Below are 13362 nucleotides of genomic sequence, written 5' to 3'. Positions count from 1 at the left end.
TTATCTTTTATGTTAAAAATTCTATATAAAATGATTTTATTTTTATCGTTTTTATAATACTCTAAATCTACTAAAAAATTAAATCCATAAGGATTTTTCAAAACTTCTTCGGCTATTTTCTCATCACTAAAACTAACATCAACCGCATAAGGACTTAAAGCATCGCACTTTGCCTTATGTTTTGTTTTATTGTCTATTTTATTTGTAGTTTTATACATCGTTATCAAAGCATTTTCATGTATCTTTTGATATTCAATTTCCTTTTTTTCGCAAATGTAATTAGCATTTTCATAAATAAGCTCAGCTTCATCACTATTTATTCTCAAAAGTTCTTCACCTTTATGATTGATAAAAAAAGTATTTTGATTTATAGTAACGGGTGCAAATATATTTTTTAAATTATTGGCATTATACTTAGTAAAATGCGGATTTTCTTCTATTTCTTCTATACTTTTTGATTTGATATTTTTAAAAGATATAATAAGTTCTATAAATTCATTTAATGCTTGAATAGGTGCAATAATAGGCAAAACTTCTCCTGCTATTTCAAAAACCAAAGAATATATATCACTGCCAGTTTCAACTTTTTCTAAAAAAATTTTACTTTGTGTTATACCGTGCTCTTTTGATATAAAACTATCCATTAATTTTTGAAAACTTAACAAAGAATTAGCCATTATCCCAAGTTCTATGTTTTCTTCATGGATAATTTTTATTTTAAAATTAACAATGTTTTCTTTCTCTTCTGTCATATTACTCCTTTTTACTGGTTATTTTAACATAATCGCTTAAAATTTTAACTATTTGAGTTGCTAAAGGGCGGTATTCTTTATCTGCTATTTTTTGCAACTCTTCTTTTAATTCTAATGGAATTCTTATACTTAGCGGTTTTGTTTGTTTTTTCATAATTCTTTATCCTTTAATCTTTTTACTTCTTTAATAGCCTTATCATCATTTTTAAAAACGCCTATAAGTCCTAAAGCATTAAGTATTTTTATACGAAAATTACTAAGTTTTACATTGATTTTAATTTCTTCTTCGAGTTTCAATGAAATTTCATTTATAGCAGTATCTTTTAATGCTATTACACCTTTTAGCCTTTGAATTTCTTTTTCTAAATATCTTATTTTTTCATTTTTTTTACTATTTAAGAACATAGTTTCGACCTTTCTTTTGCATAAAGAAGCTCATAAATTTTATTTTGCAAAGAGCTAATTTCTTTTATATTTTTCATATTTGCTTCTATTTGGTCTTTTAACTCTTTTAAAAGTTCTATTTTTTCATTTTCAAGATTAGAAATTTCAGTTTTTAAAGATTTATTTTCATCTTTTAAAGACTTGTTTAGCTTTATTTCTTTTCTATATTCATCTTTACTTAGTTTTATGATGACTTGTTCTTTCGTGTGATAAGCTTTCATTTTTTCTCCTTTTAGATTAATGCTTAAAAGGGACAACTGAGTTCTTTAAAATAGTAGAAATAAAACAAAAAGGCGAATTCTCAAGTAGTAAAGTTGCCCCATTTAAGCATTAAAGGAGCTTAAGAAAAGCCAAGAGCCTTGCTCTCTTGGCGTGAGTATTGTTTAAGTATAGGCTAAGCAAGGCTATTCTATAATTTTAGTGGTTTTTTAGTTTAGTTGATTGATTATTTCAATCAACTTTTTTACTATTTTCAATAGTAAGAAAATAATATTTAAAATCTTTTCTATCATTAAAAATAGCTCCTTCCCCACCAAGAGAAATTAGCCACTTAAACAATGTTATTTTATCAAATTTATTTTTATTTTTGATAAAGCCGAGTAAATCCGCAAGTCTCGGCATTGTATAATCGTTTAAGTTTATGCTAAGCGGATTTGGTTAAAATTTGTCTGTGTTTTATAAAAGTGTGGCTATTTAATTGTAAAGTCTTAATAGCTCTAAAACTAATTGTAAAATTAGAATTAAAATAGTTATTAATTTTTCAATCATTTTAGCCTCCTTTCTCAACACCGAGACAAGTTAGCAACTTAAACTTTATAATTATACTTTCTTTTTCTTAAACTCTTGATTTTCTGTCGTTTTTAAAGTGCAAGAAAACCTTAAAAATAGCACTATAAACAATAATAGCGAGCCAAGTTTATGGATAACTTGCTAACCCTTCCGCTATACAGAACTATCAACGCAATAGTAAAGCTTAATTTTCAAGCGGTCAAAAGCTTAAGAAAGCCCTTTTTTAAAGGACTTGTTAAACTTTTAAAAAAGCTTTTTGCAGTGTTTTTCGAATTTTCTAACTCTATCTAAAAGCTCATAAGCATTTCTTATAAATTCATCTCCATAAGCCTGTAAGGATATTGCTATTTCTTCATCATCTTCTAAGCTTATTTCCAAAGAGTTTTTAAAATCTTGCAAGTTTGCAAATATATTTTCTAAATTCTCTTTGCTTTCAAACTCATTTGTAATTAATTCTTTTGTTTGGCTAGAAATTCTTTTTTCTTCTCTATCAAAATAAAAATCTGTAAAACTCATTTTTTATCCTTTTTTTAGTTATAATCACTTTCACTCTAGGAAGGTGATGTAATGGACGAAATACAAAGCTTAAAAGCTCAACTTAATAATCTTCTTTTAAGAGTTAGCGAGCTAGAAAGTAAAGTCGCAACCCTTGAAAAAAGACTAGATGACAAAGATTTTCAAGTTTTAAACGAAACTCCTAATCTTTGAGAGAAATAACAAATCCTTTGTTTTCAAACGCTTCTTTGGTGATTAAGTTTTTAACTGCATTATGAAGAACATTAGCTAAAAACTCTTCCAAAGAAGCGTAACTTTTTGAATAATTTCTTTCAAAGGCTATTTCTAGCATTTTTTTAATATCAGGTCTTAAATCTAATTTAACCTCTAGCATTTTTTTATCCTTTTTGTTTTGTTGAAATAATTCTACAAAATGGATAATTAAAACAAACTTAAAATTTATACAATTTGGATAATTTTTAAAAAATATTTGTGGTATAATTTGTTATATGAATTAAAATAAAGGGTATATTTTTTGAAAAATCAAACATATGAAGATAAACTAGAAGAAGCATTTGATGATTATCTAGATGATAGAATGAGTAAATATGAACTTTTTAAAAAAATCAGTGAAATAAAAATTGAAAATTTAAAAAATATTAAAGATGTTTATCTAAAAGTTCCTAATTTATTTCAATTTAAATGGCTCCTATTCTGTGTAGTAATGTATTTTATTTGCGTTTTTATATCTATGAGTTTTTTAAAAAATGAAGTTTGGTTTTTTGTTTATTTTATATTTTTTCTATATGTTTATGCAAAAGGAGTTGACAGAAAAATTTTAGATAGAGATTTAAGATATTTATCTAATAGCATAGACAATTGTGAAGAATATATAGAAAAATTAAAAGAGAGAATTAAATATATCGAAGATGAGCTACTTGATTTTATGGATGGAGCGAAAGAAAAAGCAATTATAGAAGATTATTTTAAATTAAAAAAATATGCTGAATATGTAAAATTTCAACTTAAAATTTTAGAATCACAGCCAACGTTACAAAATGAATTAGATAAATTGAAAAATTCTTTTAAGTTTGAACCATCACATAAAACAATTGATTTTTATTTTTCTGGAATTGAAAAACAAATAAAAAACGAAATGGGATTTAGCGATAAGATGAAATCGATAATAGAGAATGAAGAAACTCTTTGGTTTAATAAAGATAGCTACAAATTTTATAATTATTTCTATAAAGAACGAGAAGAAGATTAAAAACTATTTGCGATGGATATAAAAGGTTTATGGGGTATTGAGGGTATAAGTAAAATAAAGACTAAAATTTACCACAATCAGCTTTATAACTTTTTATACTCTTGCCAACTTGCAAGTAACTTCACTTGGTTTGTATTGATTATAATCAGCAAAAGCTAAAATAGCTAATAATGATAAGATTATGAGTTTTTCATTTATTTATAAGGGATTTTATTTCAATTCTCATTTCTTCACATATAAAACAAAATAATTTGGCTTTAAATTCTACTAAGAAATCTTTAAAATTTTTTGTTGCGCAAACTAATAAATCATAAAATTCCACTAATTTCTTTTCATCGAAATTGCGTATTAAATCTAAAATTTCTTTTACATCACTTTTTTCATTTAATTTTGAAAATGTTACTCTAATATATTTCCCAAATTCACTATAAGCATATGTTTCGTTTTTTAATTTATAGGTTGATACTAAAAATCTTATTATATTAATAGCTAAATTTGGAATAGGCATTCGTATTCCTTAGCTTTTTGGTTAATTAAAGCAAATTTATACTTCTCATCTTCTAATTTTTTACCATCTAGCTTTGAGTTAATTCTCTCAAATAAATCTTCAAAAGAATAATTATCAAAGTTAAAATCACAATCGAATGGAGTTAGATTATAAAACACTAAAGAGTGAATATAATCAATCATTTTTTTAAATGATTTTCCCATTGTTTTTTGGTCAAATCTATTAAGATTATATTCTTTTAATATTTCATCTATTTTTTCTTTAACTTCGTTTGAGCATTCTGAATTTGGTTTAGGGTCATCTAAAGCTTTTGCTACATCAAGACTAAAAGGTCCAAATTTATAACTTTTAAAATTTATACCGATAAACGGTCTTGAATGTTGTTGATAATATTTCAACTCTAATAAAAATAATATTTTTTGATAAAGCCTTGCCATTAATGCGTCTTTACTTATCTTTTTAAGATAAGATACGGCTTCAATTAATCTTTTTTCCGATGCTGCATCCATTTTCCTCATTATATATCCTTTTTTGGAAATTAATATAATCTTTATGATACTAATTTATTTGCTAAAACAACTAAATTCTTTTTATCTTTTTTCTGAAATAACTTTTCTTTCTGTGGCTTGTGCATCTTTAAGCTTATTAGAAATTTTCCATAATTTGATAATTTCATCTTAATTTGCTTACCGTAAAAACCATTCCAAAATGATTGTATTTTTGTCATAAGTTTTCTTTCTCTATAATTAAACAAACCTAAAATATTTTATATTATACTGCACTTTGTTAAATAAAAACTTTAAATAAAAATAAAACCATTGCTTAAAATTCATCCCACCACTTCTATAAAATTTTTAAAGATTTCAATTTTCATTTACCAATTTTAAATTAGATTTTGGGTTGTTTGGTGTCTTTTGAATTTTTACAACTTTATAGATTTTCAAATCATCGATATCATCGATATCAATCCTAAAAGTAGTCGTTTTAAAACTATCACTTTGGTTAACTGGTTTAAATTCAATAACTCCAACATCTTTCTTTTCTACAAAAATCTTGCAAGCAATTTTATTATTATAGGTATAAACAACAAGATCTCCATGTCTTGGTTTTGAACTGTCTGTATCATATATAATAATGTCCCCATCTTCAATTATAGGAAACATGCTATCGCCATTCGCTCTAGCTGCTTTTAAATTTGATTTATTTTGCGATAATGGTATATAAGTAAATTCATCTTGACACTCATAAACATCATTAATTGGCAAGCCGCAACTTACAGAGCCAGTAATTCTAATTCTTTGTACTTCAATTGGCTCATCTGATATTAAAACATTTGCATCAGTTTCTCCAAGAACTTTCATAACCGCTTCGATAAATTCTGCAGTCATTTTTCTTTGTCCTAATGCATATTTTGAAATTGCAGCGGTTTTAATTCCATGTCCATTTCTATACCCATATGCGGTTAATTTCTCTGCTAGCTCATTTTGTGTTAAATTATGCTTTTTTAAGAGTTTCTTTAAATTCTCTCCATTCATATTTTATAACCTTATATTCCAAAATAATTATACATATTGTATAATTTATAATTCTACAAATCGGATTATTTTAAGAAAATTTTAATTATCCATTTTGTAGAATTATATTTATGAAAAGAATAGATTTAATTAAAAAAATAACTTTGAAATTTGGAGGAGCCAATAGCTCTTGGTATGCAAAACTTAACGGCAATAGGAAGGTTGATATAAAAACCGCATTAAAACTAAAAGATGAATTTAATATTCCATTAGAAGCATGGGGAGATTCTGAAATTTTGAGTAAAACAATGAATGAAATTATAAACATACCTAAGCGTGGGAGAAAAAGAAAGGATAGAGAATGAAAGTGATTGAATTAAAAGTTAAGATGCCTGATGAGTATTTTGAACTTTTGCAAAGTGTGGCAAATGATGGCGGATTTAATAGTATTAATGAGCTTATTGTGGATAAGATTGCTCATTTTATAAAACTTGAAAAATACTATAAAGAACTAGACAAAAAGGATATTCTAAGCCTTATTAAGACTTAGATTTCTCCTAAGTAATTTGGAGTTTGGGTAGAGTATGGTTTAGGTTGTGCAGCTTGTTCTAGCTGTTTTATCCTGTTTTCTAACTCTTTGATTTTTTCCATAAGATAAGGGATGTTTTTTAACAAGTTTAAATCTTTGTCATCCATTTTGGTAAGTCCTTTTCTTGATTTGGTGCAAAAAAATTATAGCAAAGGACTTTTTAAAACGGATTAAGGAATGAAATGCTTGAAAGATTGATTGAGATTATAGGATTATTTATTTTTACTTTGATGATGTTGCATTTTAGACTGTTTCTAGTGGCTGGTATTTCGGCTGGGATTTTAATATCTTGCATTTATTATTATCTAAAACGCATTTTTTATCACGGTAGTGAGGACAAATAATGTATTTAAATTTATCTTTTTTAAAAACCATTTCAAAAGGAGTTTTTTTGTAACTAATTTATATCCTAAGTTAGGATATAGTCTTTTTGTCAAATCGTTTTCTAGCTTCATATCTTTAATACAAACTCTTTTTAGTTTTTGTTTTTTAGTTAAATATAAAAACAAAGGACGGATACTTAAACCAAATAAAACACCTATTAAAAAATATAACAAATTTTCTAAAGTGGCGGTTTTTAGCATTTCGGATAAGAAAGAATTAAACATAAAAAGCCTTTTTAATTTAAATTATAACATAAAGGAGCGTTAGTGATACCAAGTTTTATAGCAAGTTTTGATGTAGCTTTGGGGCGTAAAAGCCTAAGAGAGAGAAAAGGCTATTTAAAATTATCAAACACTATAGCTTATGGTGGTCTTAGTGTTGATGCTTTAGCATTGTATATTCAATTAGCAAAGCTTAGTGAAAAAACGATTGTAAGTGAGATCTATCTAAGAGAGTTTATAAAAGTTAAAAATAATCAAAGAATTAGTTTAAATAGACTAAGAATTGCTAAAAAAGAATTAATTGAACTAAGACTTTTGGAAATTAAAAAGGTTAGAAATGGCTCTTTAAATTTTTATGAGTGGATTTTAAAAGATGAAAATTATCAAGTTAAAAAACATTTTAACAAATCTTTATCTTTGCTTAAAAGCAGTGATGAAAAGCTAAGCAAAACTCTTAAAAATAACACTTCATCAATCGACAGAAAATTAACTACTGAAAACGAAAAAAAAGAGAATTTGCATTATATAGAAACACGCACGCACGCGATAATAAATTTATAAATAATATAAATATTAATAATAATAAATTTATAAAAAAAGAGAATTTAGAAAATTTAAAAAATAATCAAGAAAAGAAAGAACGCGTTTTTAATCAAAACGCCTCTTTTGTGACGAGCTTTATTGATTTTAGCAAAAAGGAGTTAGAGAAAATGGCAAAAAAAGAGTTTAAAGTCCCAAATGCAAATGAACTCATGAGACAAATAATAGCTTTTAATGAGAAAAATGGCACAAACTTTGGTGAAGAGTTGGCTAATGATTTTATAGGCTATTGGGATGCTAGGGAATGGAAAAGAAATGGAAAAAGAATGTCAAGTGTGGCAGGAAGTCTTTATACATGGCTTAAATACGCTAAAGAAAATGAAGCAAGAAAAAATCAGCGTTTTAACAGAAAAAAAGAAGCCAATCCTAGTGTGGTTGATAGCTTGATGGAGTATTACGGAATGAAAGATGAGAACAAAAACAAGCTCTTAGGATGCTTTTAAGGAGTAGAAAATGCAAGAAAAAATACAAATTTTAATGGACTTATTGGAAATTAATAAGGCTCAAGCAACTGATATAGTAGGTAGATATTTGCAAGATGCAAAAGATATTCATGCTTTCTTAGATTTTTATTTCGAAACTTTAGAAAGAGAGAATATCGTAGGGACAACCTATGAGAAATTAAGAAGAGTTTGCAAAAGAGCTGAAATCGAGTTTAAAAAGCGTTTTGAAGACAAAGAATTTTTTTAGAATGGTTAAAAAATAAATATAAAAATAGTCCATTTTTTAGATTGCTTGAAAGTGATTTTAAATACTCATATGTTTGTTATGATGGACAGGGCAACCTTTTTAAACGATTAGCAAAATCAATTAATATGTTGGTTTGTCTAAATAATTTTGGAGAATTAACCTACGAAGATGGAGAAATGCTAAAAAATAACGAATTTAAACACACTTTAATAGATTTTATATTTAAAAATCAAGAGCGCATAGGAAAAGATATATATAAATACTTCTTATAAGATAAAAGGATATACATCTTTAAGCCATGAAGAAGAATATAATAACTTTAAGAAGGTGCAGAAAAAATTTTTTAAGGAGAATCAAGAAGAATTTCAAAAGAAAGTAAAAGTCAAAATGGCTTTTAAAAATATAAGCTAAATTTAAGAAAGTCTGAAATGGAAAAGTATATTTTAAAAATTGATTTAAAAAGCAATCCTGTACCTTATAAAAGAACCACGCAAAGATCTAAATTTGCATGTAAAGATTATCTTAAATATTTAGATTTTAAAAAACTCTTGCAAATGGAGTTTAGAAGACAAAATAATATTAGCTGTTTTCAAGCCTTTGATAAGCAAAAGAAATATGAGTTTTCTTTAAAAATAGGATTTAACAGCAAAAGGCATGGCGATGGGGACAATATCGTAAAATGCGTGTTAGATGCGTTATTTGAAAACGATAAGAATGTTTTAAAAGGCGATTATGAGATTATTAGTTTTAAAAAATCTTTTTTAAACTTAGAAATCAAAGAATTTAATTTTAAAGAAGGGGTGGCTTGATGGCTAGAATGATGACAAATGGCAAAAGTATGACAAAAGAAGAGCTTGTTTCAAAAATAGAGAGTTATTTTAATGAAAGAGTTGTCTTAAAAGAAACTAAGGAGAGTATTATTTTTGCACCTAAAACAAAAGTGGGATTAGCTGTGTATTTAGGAATTACAATGCAAACCTTAGGCGAGTGGGAGAAGGATAAGGATTTCGGAGAAATTGTATCTCAAGCTAAGCAAAAATGTGAAATGGATATTTTAAACCATTCCTTAATCGGCACTTATACTCCTAGCGTTAGTATGTTCTTGCTAAAAAATCAACATGGCTACGTGGATAAACAAGAAGTAGTTAGCGATAATGTTCAAAAAATAGAAATTATAAGAAGTGAAATCAAATGAAATTAAAGCTTGACTTTTCTTACACTCCTGCACAACTTAAAGTTTTTGATGATAAAAATCCACGCTTTATAACTGTAGCAAAGGGCAGAAGACTTGGTTTTACAAGGGGAAGTGCTAAGTTTGTTATCGAAAACTTGCTTTTAGGACAAAATGTTTTATGGGTGGATACCATACAAGCAAATTTACAAAATTATTACGAGTTATATTTTACACCTGAGTTAAAAAACTTACCAAAAGATTTTTACTCATGGAGTGTGCAAGACAAGAAACTAATTATTAATGGAGCAGTGCTTCATATGAGAAGTGCTGAAAGAAGTGAAAATATCGAAGGTTTTGGATATGACCTTGTTATCTTAAACGAAGCAGGAATTATTTTAAAAGGTAGTAAAGGAGAGTATCTTTGGTACAACGCTATAAGACCTATGTTGCTTGATAACCCTAAATCAAGAGCAATTATCGGTGGAGTTCCTAAAGGAAAAAATCTATTTTACGAGCTATGTAGAAAAGAACTCAGCGATAAAAATTGGAAACATTTTCAATTCTCAAGCTATGATAATCCATTTTTAAAAGAAGAGCAAATTAAAGAATTAATTGAAGAAGTAGGCGGAGAAGGTAGTGAAGTTGTCAAGCAAGAAATTTATGGTGAGTTTATAGATAGCTCGAGTGCTGAATTATTTTCTCTAAGTGAAATTGAAAATGCGATGAGCAAGAACTCTTTTAGCATTGAAAAAATGCAAGGCGAGAATATTTGGGGGCTTGATGTAGCAAGATATGGAGATGATAAGAGTGTTCTTGCAAAAAGAAAAGGTTTTGTAATTGATGAGATTAAAAAATACTCACAACTTGGAACTATAGAATTAGCAAACAAAATACTAGCTGAATACAATCAAAGCGAAGATAAACCAAAAGGTATTTTTATAGATACTTGCGGTCTTGGCGTTGGCGTATACGATGTCTTGTTAAATTATGGTTTGCCTGTATTTGAGGCAAATTCTGCAAATTCTGCAACCAGTAATGAATACTTAAATAAAAGAGCACAAATGTATTTTACATTTGCTAAAAACTTAAAACACATGGAGCTTTTTAAAGATGAAGAATTAAAAAAAGATATGAGAATGATTGAGTATGAATATAGCGACAAGGGGCTTTTAAAGATAGTTTCAAAAGAGTATTTAAAAAAGAATTATGGCAAAAGTCCTGATGTTAGCGATGCGGTGGCATTAACTTTTTTTGAAAAACTATACAGCAGAAACAATACTAATGAAGATTGGAGTTATGATGGCTGGTGAGTTTTTAATGATCTATGATGCAATTGATGTAAACAAAATAAAAAAGCTTTCAAATTTAAGCGATGAGGCTATAAAGTCAAGTCTTGCAAATGAATTTTTAGAGCTTGTATCAGGGTTTAATAATATTTCTAAAAAGAAATTTAAAAGAGAATTTGCGGAGTTTTTATGTGAAAAAGGAGTGAATGAAAAAGATATTTTAAAAATAACAAATTTAAGCAAAACAACAATATGGAGAATTATGAATGAAAACAAAAAGAACTAATGATGAGAGAGTGTCGTTTTTAACACAACTCATTAGCGAAAGTAAAAGTGGATATGAAAATTACAAACCACACTTTAAAGAGTTGCAAGATGCTTATTTGCTTGAAAATAAGGTAATGCAAAAATTGAGAAAAAGAAATAAATCAAGTATTTACATACCAAAAATAAACGCTAAGGTAAAGTATTTAATCACTAGCTTAAATGATGTATATTTTAATAGTGAGAGAATGGCAGATATTGAAACTTACATTAATAGCGATGATACGATTATAGAGCTATGGCAGAATGCAATTGATTTTTATAGTGGTAAAATCAATATGTTTAAGATTTTTCAACCGCTTTTCTTAGATGTTTTACTTGTGGGAACAAGTATAGCCAAGGTTACTTGGCATAAAGGAATGCCACGCATTGAAAGAGTAGATATTGATAGTATATTCTTTGATCCAAATGCGTTAAATAGCGAGGATGTAGGATATATAGTCAATGAAATTTACCTAACCTATAATCAAATCCATGAAAGACAAAAGCTAGGTTTTTATAAAAAAAATGAAATTGAAAAGCTTTTTGATGAAGATGATGAGTATAAAAAAGTAAAGCTTTATGATATTTATGAAAGAAAAAACGATGATGAGTGGGTGGTTTCTACCTTATTTGAAAATAATTTACTTAGAAATGAAGTTACTTTGCAAGATGGACAGCCTTTTGTCTGGGGTTCAATGCTACCACAACTTAAAAAGATAGATAACGAAAACTATGTAAGTGCTTATGGCGAGCCTATAATGGCTTCTGCTATGCCTTTGCAAGATGAAATTAATATAACTAGAAATCTTTTAATAGATGCAGCAAGAACTCATATCATGCCTAAAATAATGATACCAAAATCAATGGGAGTAAGCAGAGAAGATATAGAAACCTTAGGAAAACCAATATATACAGACGATCCAAAAGGAGTGCAGATATTACCACCACCAAATGTAAATAGTGCGGGAATAAATTTACAACTTTTAGAAAGCGAACTCACAGAAGTTACAGGAGTTAGTCCACAAAACAATGGAGCTCAAACTGCACAAAATGAAACAGCAACAGAAATTAGCATAAAAGCACAAGAAGGTGGAAGAAGAAGTGCTGACTACATAAGACAGTATAACGAAACTTTTATAGAGCCTTTATTTGATAGATTTGCAATGCTTGTTTTTAAGTATGGAGAAGATAGTTTTTTTAATGGTTTTCAAAGAGAGGATATACCTAGTTTTAGATTTAAAATTCAAACCGGCACAGGTGCCATGAATAAAGAAATTAGACGTGCAGGAATTCAAGCTAGTATGCAAGTTTTTTCACAATTATATCAAATGTATATGAGCATAGGCGATGCAAATTCTGCTTATGGGATTATAAATGCTAGCAAAGAACTTACTAAAGAATTATTACCAATTTTAGGTGTAAAGAATGTAAATAGTTTATTTGCTTTTGAAAACAATGAAGATATTAATCCGCAAATGCAAGGAGAAGCTAATGCTGAGTATTGAAATTAAAAGCGATATATCTAAAACCAAAGGAGGAAAGAAATTAATAGATTTTATAAAAGCAAAATATAGCGAATGTTTTTATATAGCTAAAAATAATGACGAGAAAGAATTAAGGTTAAAAGCTTTAGATACTATGGCTTTTTTAGATGTAATAATTAACAAAATAAAGGATGAAGAAGATGGAAAATGATGCTTTAAAAGATTTAATTAATGTTATAACAGATGATGATAAAGGACAAGTTGCTAATAATGGCGATGAACCTACGCAAGTAGAAGATAATGAACCTATGCAGGTTGCTAATGAGAACGAGCCTGATTATAAGGCGATGTTTGAAGCTTATAAAAGTGAAAATGACAACAAATTAAATGCTTTAATGAGTGAGCTTGAAGCTTTAAAAAATCCAAAAAAAGAGCCAAGCGAACAAGAATTACAAAGAGAGCAGTATTTAAAAGAATTAGGACTTGATGGACTTGATGAGAAATTAAAAAGGCTTGAAGAGCTTGATAAAAAGCAAAAAGACAAAGAAGAGCAAGATGCGCTAATCGCTAAATACGCACAAGTAGAAAGCGAGTTAAGAAAAGCCTATCCTGATGCGGATTTAAAGGCTATGGCAGAACTTGCCACAAAATTAAATGGTTTAGGCGAAGGTAATATTGACAGCTGGAAAACCTTGCTTAATTTGGTCGGAAAATCAACTAATGCTAAAAAAGCTGAAGATTTATCAAGTGCAAATAATAATGTAAGAACTAGTGATTTTAACGATAAGTTAAAAAAAGGCGAAGTTAGCGAGATAGATCTAGGTAAAGAATTATTAAGTTTAGTATAAAGGAGAAA

Annotated in this window: 28 protein-coding genes; 15 read left to right on the top strand and 13 right to left on the bottom strand. The window is 27.7% G+C overall.

Annotation, left to right across the window (positions count from 1 at the left end; genetic code table 11):
* From AJN69_RS00880 to AJN69_RS00865, 6 genes are all read right to left on the bottom strand, one after another.
* Positions 1-752, bottom strand: a 752-nt coding sequence (locus AJN69_RS00880; RefSeq protein WP_070287709.1) for an RloG protein, incomplete at its 3' end; no start/stop codon positions are given.
* A gap of 1 nt (position 753) precedes the next feature.
* The gene (locus AJN69_RS09965; protein ID WP_002881929.1) at positions 754-906 is read right to left on the bottom strand and encodes a hypothetical protein; all 153 of its coding nucleotides are present in this window, start codon (positions 904-906) and stop codon (positions 754-756) included.
* Positions 903-1157, bottom strand: a complete 255-nt coding sequence (locus AJN69_RS00875) for a hypothetical protein (protein WP_002881934.1) — start codon at positions 1155-1157, stop codon at positions 903-905. Before AJN69_RS00875 ends, AJN69_RS09965 begins: the two co-directional genes overlap by 4 nt.
* Complete coding sequence (locus tag AJN69_RS00870) at positions 1148-1417, bottom strand: hypothetical protein (protein WP_070248392.1); 270 nt, start codon at positions 1415-1417, stop codon at positions 1148-1150. The genes AJN69_RS00875 and AJN69_RS00870 overlap by 10 nt, the downstream gene beginning before the upstream one ends.
* Before the next feature lie 229 nt (positions 1418-1646).
* Positions 1647-1817: a hypothetical protein gene (locus AJN69_RS09960; RefSeq protein WP_002881936.1), complete on the bottom strand. Its 171-nt coding sequence runs from the start codon at positions 1815-1817 to the stop codon at positions 1647-1649.
* Positions 1818-2228: 411 nt separating this feature from the next.
* Positions 2229-2501, bottom strand: coding sequence for a hypothetical protein (locus AJN69_RS00865; protein WP_002881937.1), 273 nt, complete (start codon positions 2499-2501; stop codon positions 2229-2231).
* 51 nt (positions 2502-2552) lie between these two features.
* Here AJN69_RS00865 and AJN69_RS09955 point away from each other — a divergent pair, with 51 nt between their 5' ends.
* A complete protein-coding gene (locus tag AJN69_RS09955; protein WP_002881938.1) occupies positions 2553-2693 on the top strand; it encodes a hypothetical protein in 141 nt (46 codons plus the stop codon).
* Here AJN69_RS09955 and AJN69_RS00860 read toward each other — a convergent pair.
* Positions 2683-2874: a hypothetical protein gene (locus tag AJN69_RS00860; protein WP_002783990.1), complete on the bottom strand. Its 192-nt coding sequence runs from the start codon at positions 2872-2874 to the stop codon at positions 2683-2685. The two genes, AJN69_RS09955 and AJN69_RS00860, sit on opposite strands and share 11 nt — an antisense overlap.
* Before the next feature lie 204 nt (positions 2875-3078).
* Between AJN69_RS00860 and AJN69_RS00855 the strand changes: the two genes are divergently transcribed.
* On the top strand, positions 3079-3750 hold the full coding sequence (locus tag AJN69_RS00855; RefSeq protein ID WP_126233675.1) for a hypothetical protein: 672 nt from the start codon (positions 3079-3081) through the stop codon (positions 3748-3750).
* Positions 3751-3940: 190 nt separating this feature from the next.
* Here AJN69_RS00855 and AJN69_RS00850 read toward each other — a convergent pair whose 3' ends face one another.
* From AJN69_RS00850 to AJN69_RS00840, 4 genes are all read right to left on the bottom strand, one after another.
* Complete coding sequence (locus AJN69_RS00850) at positions 3941-4258, bottom strand: hypothetical protein (RefSeq protein WP_002881987.1); 318 nt, start codon at positions 4256-4258, stop codon at positions 3941-3943.
* Positions 4240-4776, bottom strand: coding sequence for a type II toxin-antitoxin system antitoxin SocA domain-containing protein (locus AJN69_RS00845; protein WP_002819544.1), 537 nt, complete (start codon positions 4774-4776; stop codon positions 4240-4242). The genes AJN69_RS00850 and AJN69_RS00845 overlap by 19 nt, the downstream gene beginning before the upstream one ends.
* A gap of 32 nt (positions 4777-4808) precedes the next feature.
* Positions 4809-4985: a hypothetical protein gene (locus AJN69_RS09950; protein WP_002819537.1), complete on the bottom strand. Its 177-nt coding sequence runs from the start codon at positions 4983-4985 to the stop codon at positions 4809-4811.
* A 136-nt stretch (positions 4986-5121) separates the two neighbouring features.
* Positions 5122-5793: a LexA family transcriptional regulator gene (locus AJN69_RS00840; protein ID WP_002881985.1), complete on the bottom strand. Its 672-nt coding sequence runs from the start codon at positions 5791-5793 to the stop codon at positions 5122-5124.
* 110 nt (positions 5794-5903) lie between these two features.
* Between AJN69_RS00840 and AJN69_RS00835 the strand changes: the two genes are divergently transcribed.
* Together AJN69_RS00835 and AJN69_RS00830 are read left to right on the top strand one after the other, a co-directional pair.
* Positions 5904-6137 (top strand): hypothetical protein, encoded by a 234-nt coding sequence (locus AJN69_RS00835; protein WP_032599974.1) that lies wholly within the window; start codon positions 5904-5906, stop codon positions 6135-6137.
* A complete protein-coding gene (locus AJN69_RS00830; protein ID WP_002881890.1) occupies positions 6134-6322 on the top strand; it encodes a hypothetical protein in 189 nt (62 codons plus the stop codon). The genes AJN69_RS00835 and AJN69_RS00830 overlap by 4 nt, the downstream gene beginning before the upstream one ends.
* Here AJN69_RS00830 and AJN69_RS09945 read toward each other — a convergent pair.
* Both AJN69_RS09945 and AJN69_RS00825 read right to left on the bottom strand, forming a co-directional pair.
* Positions 6319-6468, bottom strand: a complete 150-nt coding sequence (locus AJN69_RS09945; RefSeq protein WP_002873586.1) for a hypothetical protein — start codon at positions 6466-6468, stop codon at positions 6319-6321. The genes AJN69_RS00830 and AJN69_RS09945 overlap by 4 nt on opposite strands.
* 198 nt (positions 6469-6666) lie before the next feature.
* Positions 6667-6969: a hypothetical protein gene (locus AJN69_RS00825; protein WP_002873587.1), complete on the bottom strand. Its 303-nt coding sequence runs from the start codon at positions 6967-6969 to the stop codon at positions 6667-6669.
* 42 nt (positions 6970-7011) lie between these two features.
* On the opposite strand from AJN69_RS00825, the gene AJN69_RS10265 reads away from it, so the two are divergent.
* The 11 genes from AJN69_RS10265 (at position 7012) to AJN69_RS00780 (ending at position 13354) form a co-directional block, all read left to right on the top strand.
* Positions 7012-7527: a hypothetical protein gene (locus AJN69_RS10265; protein ID WP_002881888.1), complete on the top strand. Its 516-nt coding sequence runs from the start codon at positions 7012-7014 to the stop codon at positions 7525-7527.
* A gap of 149 nt (positions 7528-7676) precedes the next feature.
* Positions 7677-8009, top strand: a complete 333-nt coding sequence (locus AJN69_RS10260) for a hypothetical protein (RefSeq protein ID WP_002881887.1) — start codon at positions 7677-7679, stop codon at positions 8007-8009.
* 10 nt (positions 8010-8019) lie between these two features.
* Entirely contained in the window at positions 8020-8256 is a 237-nt protein-coding gene (locus AJN69_RS10255) for a hypothetical protein (protein ID WP_250537509.1), read from the top strand.
* 41 nt (positions 8257-8297) lie between these two features.
* Complete coding sequence (locus AJN69_RS10250) at positions 8298-8528, top strand: hypothetical protein (RefSeq protein ID WP_261665720.1); 231 nt, start codon at positions 8298-8300, stop codon at positions 8526-8528.
* Positions 8529-8684: 156 nt separating this feature from the next.
* On the top strand, positions 8685-9065 hold the full coding sequence (locus AJN69_RS00810) for a hypothetical protein (RefSeq protein ID WP_002871223.1): 381 nt from the start codon (positions 8685-8687) through the stop codon (positions 9063-9065).
* Complete coding sequence (locus AJN69_RS00805) at positions 9065-9451, top strand: terminase small subunit (RefSeq protein ID WP_002826748.1); 387 nt, start codon at positions 9065-9067, stop codon at positions 9449-9451. The genes AJN69_RS00810 and AJN69_RS00805 overlap by 1 nt, the downstream gene beginning before the upstream one ends.
* Positions 9448-10740 (top strand): terminase, encoded by a 1293-nt coding sequence (locus AJN69_RS00800; protein ID WP_070248396.1) that lies wholly within the window; start codon positions 9448-9450, stop codon positions 10738-10740. The genes AJN69_RS00805 and AJN69_RS00800 overlap by 4 nt, the downstream gene beginning before the upstream one ends.
* Positions 10730-11002, top strand: a complete 273-nt coding sequence (locus AJN69_RS00795; protein ID WP_002881884.1) for a hypothetical protein — start codon at positions 10730-10732, stop codon at positions 11000-11002. The genes AJN69_RS00800 and AJN69_RS00795 overlap by 11 nt, the downstream gene beginning before the upstream one ends.
* A complete protein-coding gene (locus AJN69_RS00790; protein WP_002881883.1) occupies positions 10983-12527 on the top strand; it encodes a hypothetical protein in 1545 nt (514 codons plus the stop codon). Before AJN69_RS00795 ends, AJN69_RS00790 begins: the two co-directional genes overlap by 20 nt.
* The gene (locus AJN69_RS00785) at positions 12514-12717 is read left to right on the top strand and encodes a hypothetical protein (RefSeq protein ID WP_070243533.1); all 204 of its coding nucleotides are present in this window, start codon (positions 12514-12516) and stop codon (positions 12715-12717) included. Before AJN69_RS00790 ends, AJN69_RS00785 begins: the two co-directional genes overlap by 14 nt.
* Positions 12707-13354: a hypothetical protein gene (locus AJN69_RS00780; protein WP_070287710.1), complete on the top strand. Its 648-nt coding sequence runs from the start codon at positions 12707-12709 to the stop codon at positions 13352-13354. The genes AJN69_RS00785 and AJN69_RS00780 overlap by 11 nt, the downstream gene beginning before the upstream one ends.
* Positions 13355-13362: the final 8 nt, after the last annotated feature.

Origin of the sequence: Campylobacter sp. BCW_4338 (genome assembly GCF_001763255.1) — a bacterium.
Classification (GTDB): domain Bacteria; phylum Campylobacterota; class Campylobacteria; order Campylobacterales; family Campylobacteraceae; genus Campylobacter_D; species Campylobacter_D jejuni.
Note: the sequence above shows the minus strand (reverse complement) of the source record. Positions and strands in the feature narration are given on the sequence as shown.

What these genes read in the sequence shown, in the direction of transcription:
- AJN69_RS00810 (WP_002871223.1), top strand. Translation starts at nt 8,685, where the DNA reads ATGGAAAAGTATATTTTAAAAATTGATTTAAAAAGCAATCCTGTACCT.
- AJN69_RS00835 (WP_032599974.1), top strand. Translation starts at nt 5,904, where the DNA reads ATGAAAAGAATAGATTTAATTAAAAAAATAACTTTGAAATTTGGAGGA.
- AJN69_RS00830 (WP_002881890.1), top strand. Translation starts at nt 6,134, where the DNA reads ATGAAAGTGATTGAATTAAAAGTTAAGATGCCTGATGAGTATTTTGAA.
- AJN69_RS00850 (WP_002881987.1), bottom strand. Translation starts at nt 4,258, where the DNA reads ATGCCTATTCCAAATTTAGCTATTAATATAATAAGATTTTTAGTATCA.
- AJN69_RS09950 (WP_002819537.1), bottom strand. Translation starts at nt 4,985, where the DNA reads ATGACAAAAATACAATCATTTTGGAATGGTTTTTACGGTAAGCAAATT.
- AJN69_RS09945 (WP_002873586.1), bottom strand. Translation starts at nt 6,468, where the DNA reads ATGGATGACAAAGATTTAAACTTGTTAAAAAACATCCCTTATCTTATG.
- AJN69_RS10260 (WP_002881887.1), top strand. Translation starts at nt 7,677, where the DNA reads ATGGCAAAAAAAGAGTTTAAAGTCCCAAATGCAAATGAACTCATGAGA.
- AJN69_RS09965 (WP_002881929.1), bottom strand. Translation starts at nt 906, where the DNA reads ATGAAAAAACAAACAAAACCGCTAAGTATAAGAATTCCATTAGAATTA.
- AJN69_RS00785 (WP_070243533.1), top strand. Translation starts at nt 12,514, where the DNA reads ATGCTGAGTATTGAAATTAAAAGCGATATATCTAAAACCAAAGGAGGA.
- AJN69_RS00825 (WP_002873587.1), bottom strand. Translation starts at nt 6,969, where the DNA reads ATGTTTAATTCTTTCTTATCCGAAATGCTAAAAACCGCCACTTTAGAA.
- AJN69_RS00875 (WP_002881934.1), bottom strand. Translation starts at nt 1,157, where the DNA reads ATGTTCTTAAATAGTAAAAAAAATGAAAAAATAAGATATTTAGAAAAA.
- AJN69_RS09960 (WP_002881936.1), bottom strand. Translation starts at nt 1,817, where the DNA reads ATGCCGAGACTTGCGGATTTACTCGGCTTTATCAAAAATAAAAATAAA.
- AJN69_RS00795 (WP_002881884.1), top strand. Translation starts at nt 10,730, where the DNA reads ATGGCTGGTGAGTTTTTAATGATCTATGATGCAATTGATGTAAACAAA.
- AJN69_RS00780 (WP_070287710.1), top strand. Translation starts at nt 12,707, where the DNA reads ATGGAAAATGATGCTTTAAAAGATTTAATTAATGTTATAACAGATGAT.
- AJN69_RS00790 (WP_002881883.1), top strand. Translation starts at nt 10,983, where the DNA reads ATGAAAACAAAAAGAACTAATGATGAGAGAGTGTCGTTTTTAACACAA.
- AJN69_RS00845 (WP_002819544.1), bottom strand. Translation starts at nt 4,776, where the DNA reads ATGAGGAAAATGGATGCAGCATCGGAAAAAAGATTAATTGAAGCCGTA.
- AJN69_RS00860 (WP_002783990.1), bottom strand. Translation starts at nt 2,874, where the DNA reads ATGCTAGAGGTTAAATTAGATTTAAGACCTGATATTAAAAAAATGCTA.
- AJN69_RS00870 (WP_070248392.1), bottom strand. Translation starts at nt 1,417, where the DNA reads ATGAAAGCTTATCACACGAAAGAACAAGTCATCATAAAACTAAGTAAA.
- AJN69_RS00855 (WP_126233675.1), top strand. Translation starts at nt 3,079, where the DNA reads ATGAGTAAATATGAACTTTTTAAAAAAATCAGTGAAATAAAAATTGAA.
- AJN69_RS09955 (WP_002881938.1), top strand. Translation starts at nt 2,553, where the DNA reads ATGGACGAAATACAAAGCTTAAAAGCTCAACTTAATAATCTTCTTTTA.
- AJN69_RS00865 (WP_002881937.1), bottom strand. Translation starts at nt 2,501, where the DNA reads ATGAGTTTTACAGATTTTTATTTTGATAGAGAAGAAAAAAGAATTTCT.
- AJN69_RS00800 (WP_070248396.1), top strand. Translation starts at nt 9,448, where the DNA reads ATGAAATTAAAGCTTGACTTTTCTTACACTCCTGCACAACTTAAAGTT.
- AJN69_RS10255 (WP_250537509.1), top strand. Translation starts at nt 8,020, where the DNA reads ATGCAAGAAAAAATACAAATTTTAATGGACTTATTGGAAATTAATAAG.
- AJN69_RS00840 (WP_002881985.1), bottom strand. Translation starts at nt 5,793, where the DNA reads ATGAATGGAGAGAATTTAAAGAAACTCTTAAAAAAGCATAATTTAACA.
- AJN69_RS00805 (WP_002826748.1), top strand. Translation starts at nt 9,065, where the DNA reads ATGGCTAGAATGATGACAAATGGCAAAAGTATGACAAAAGAAGAGCTT.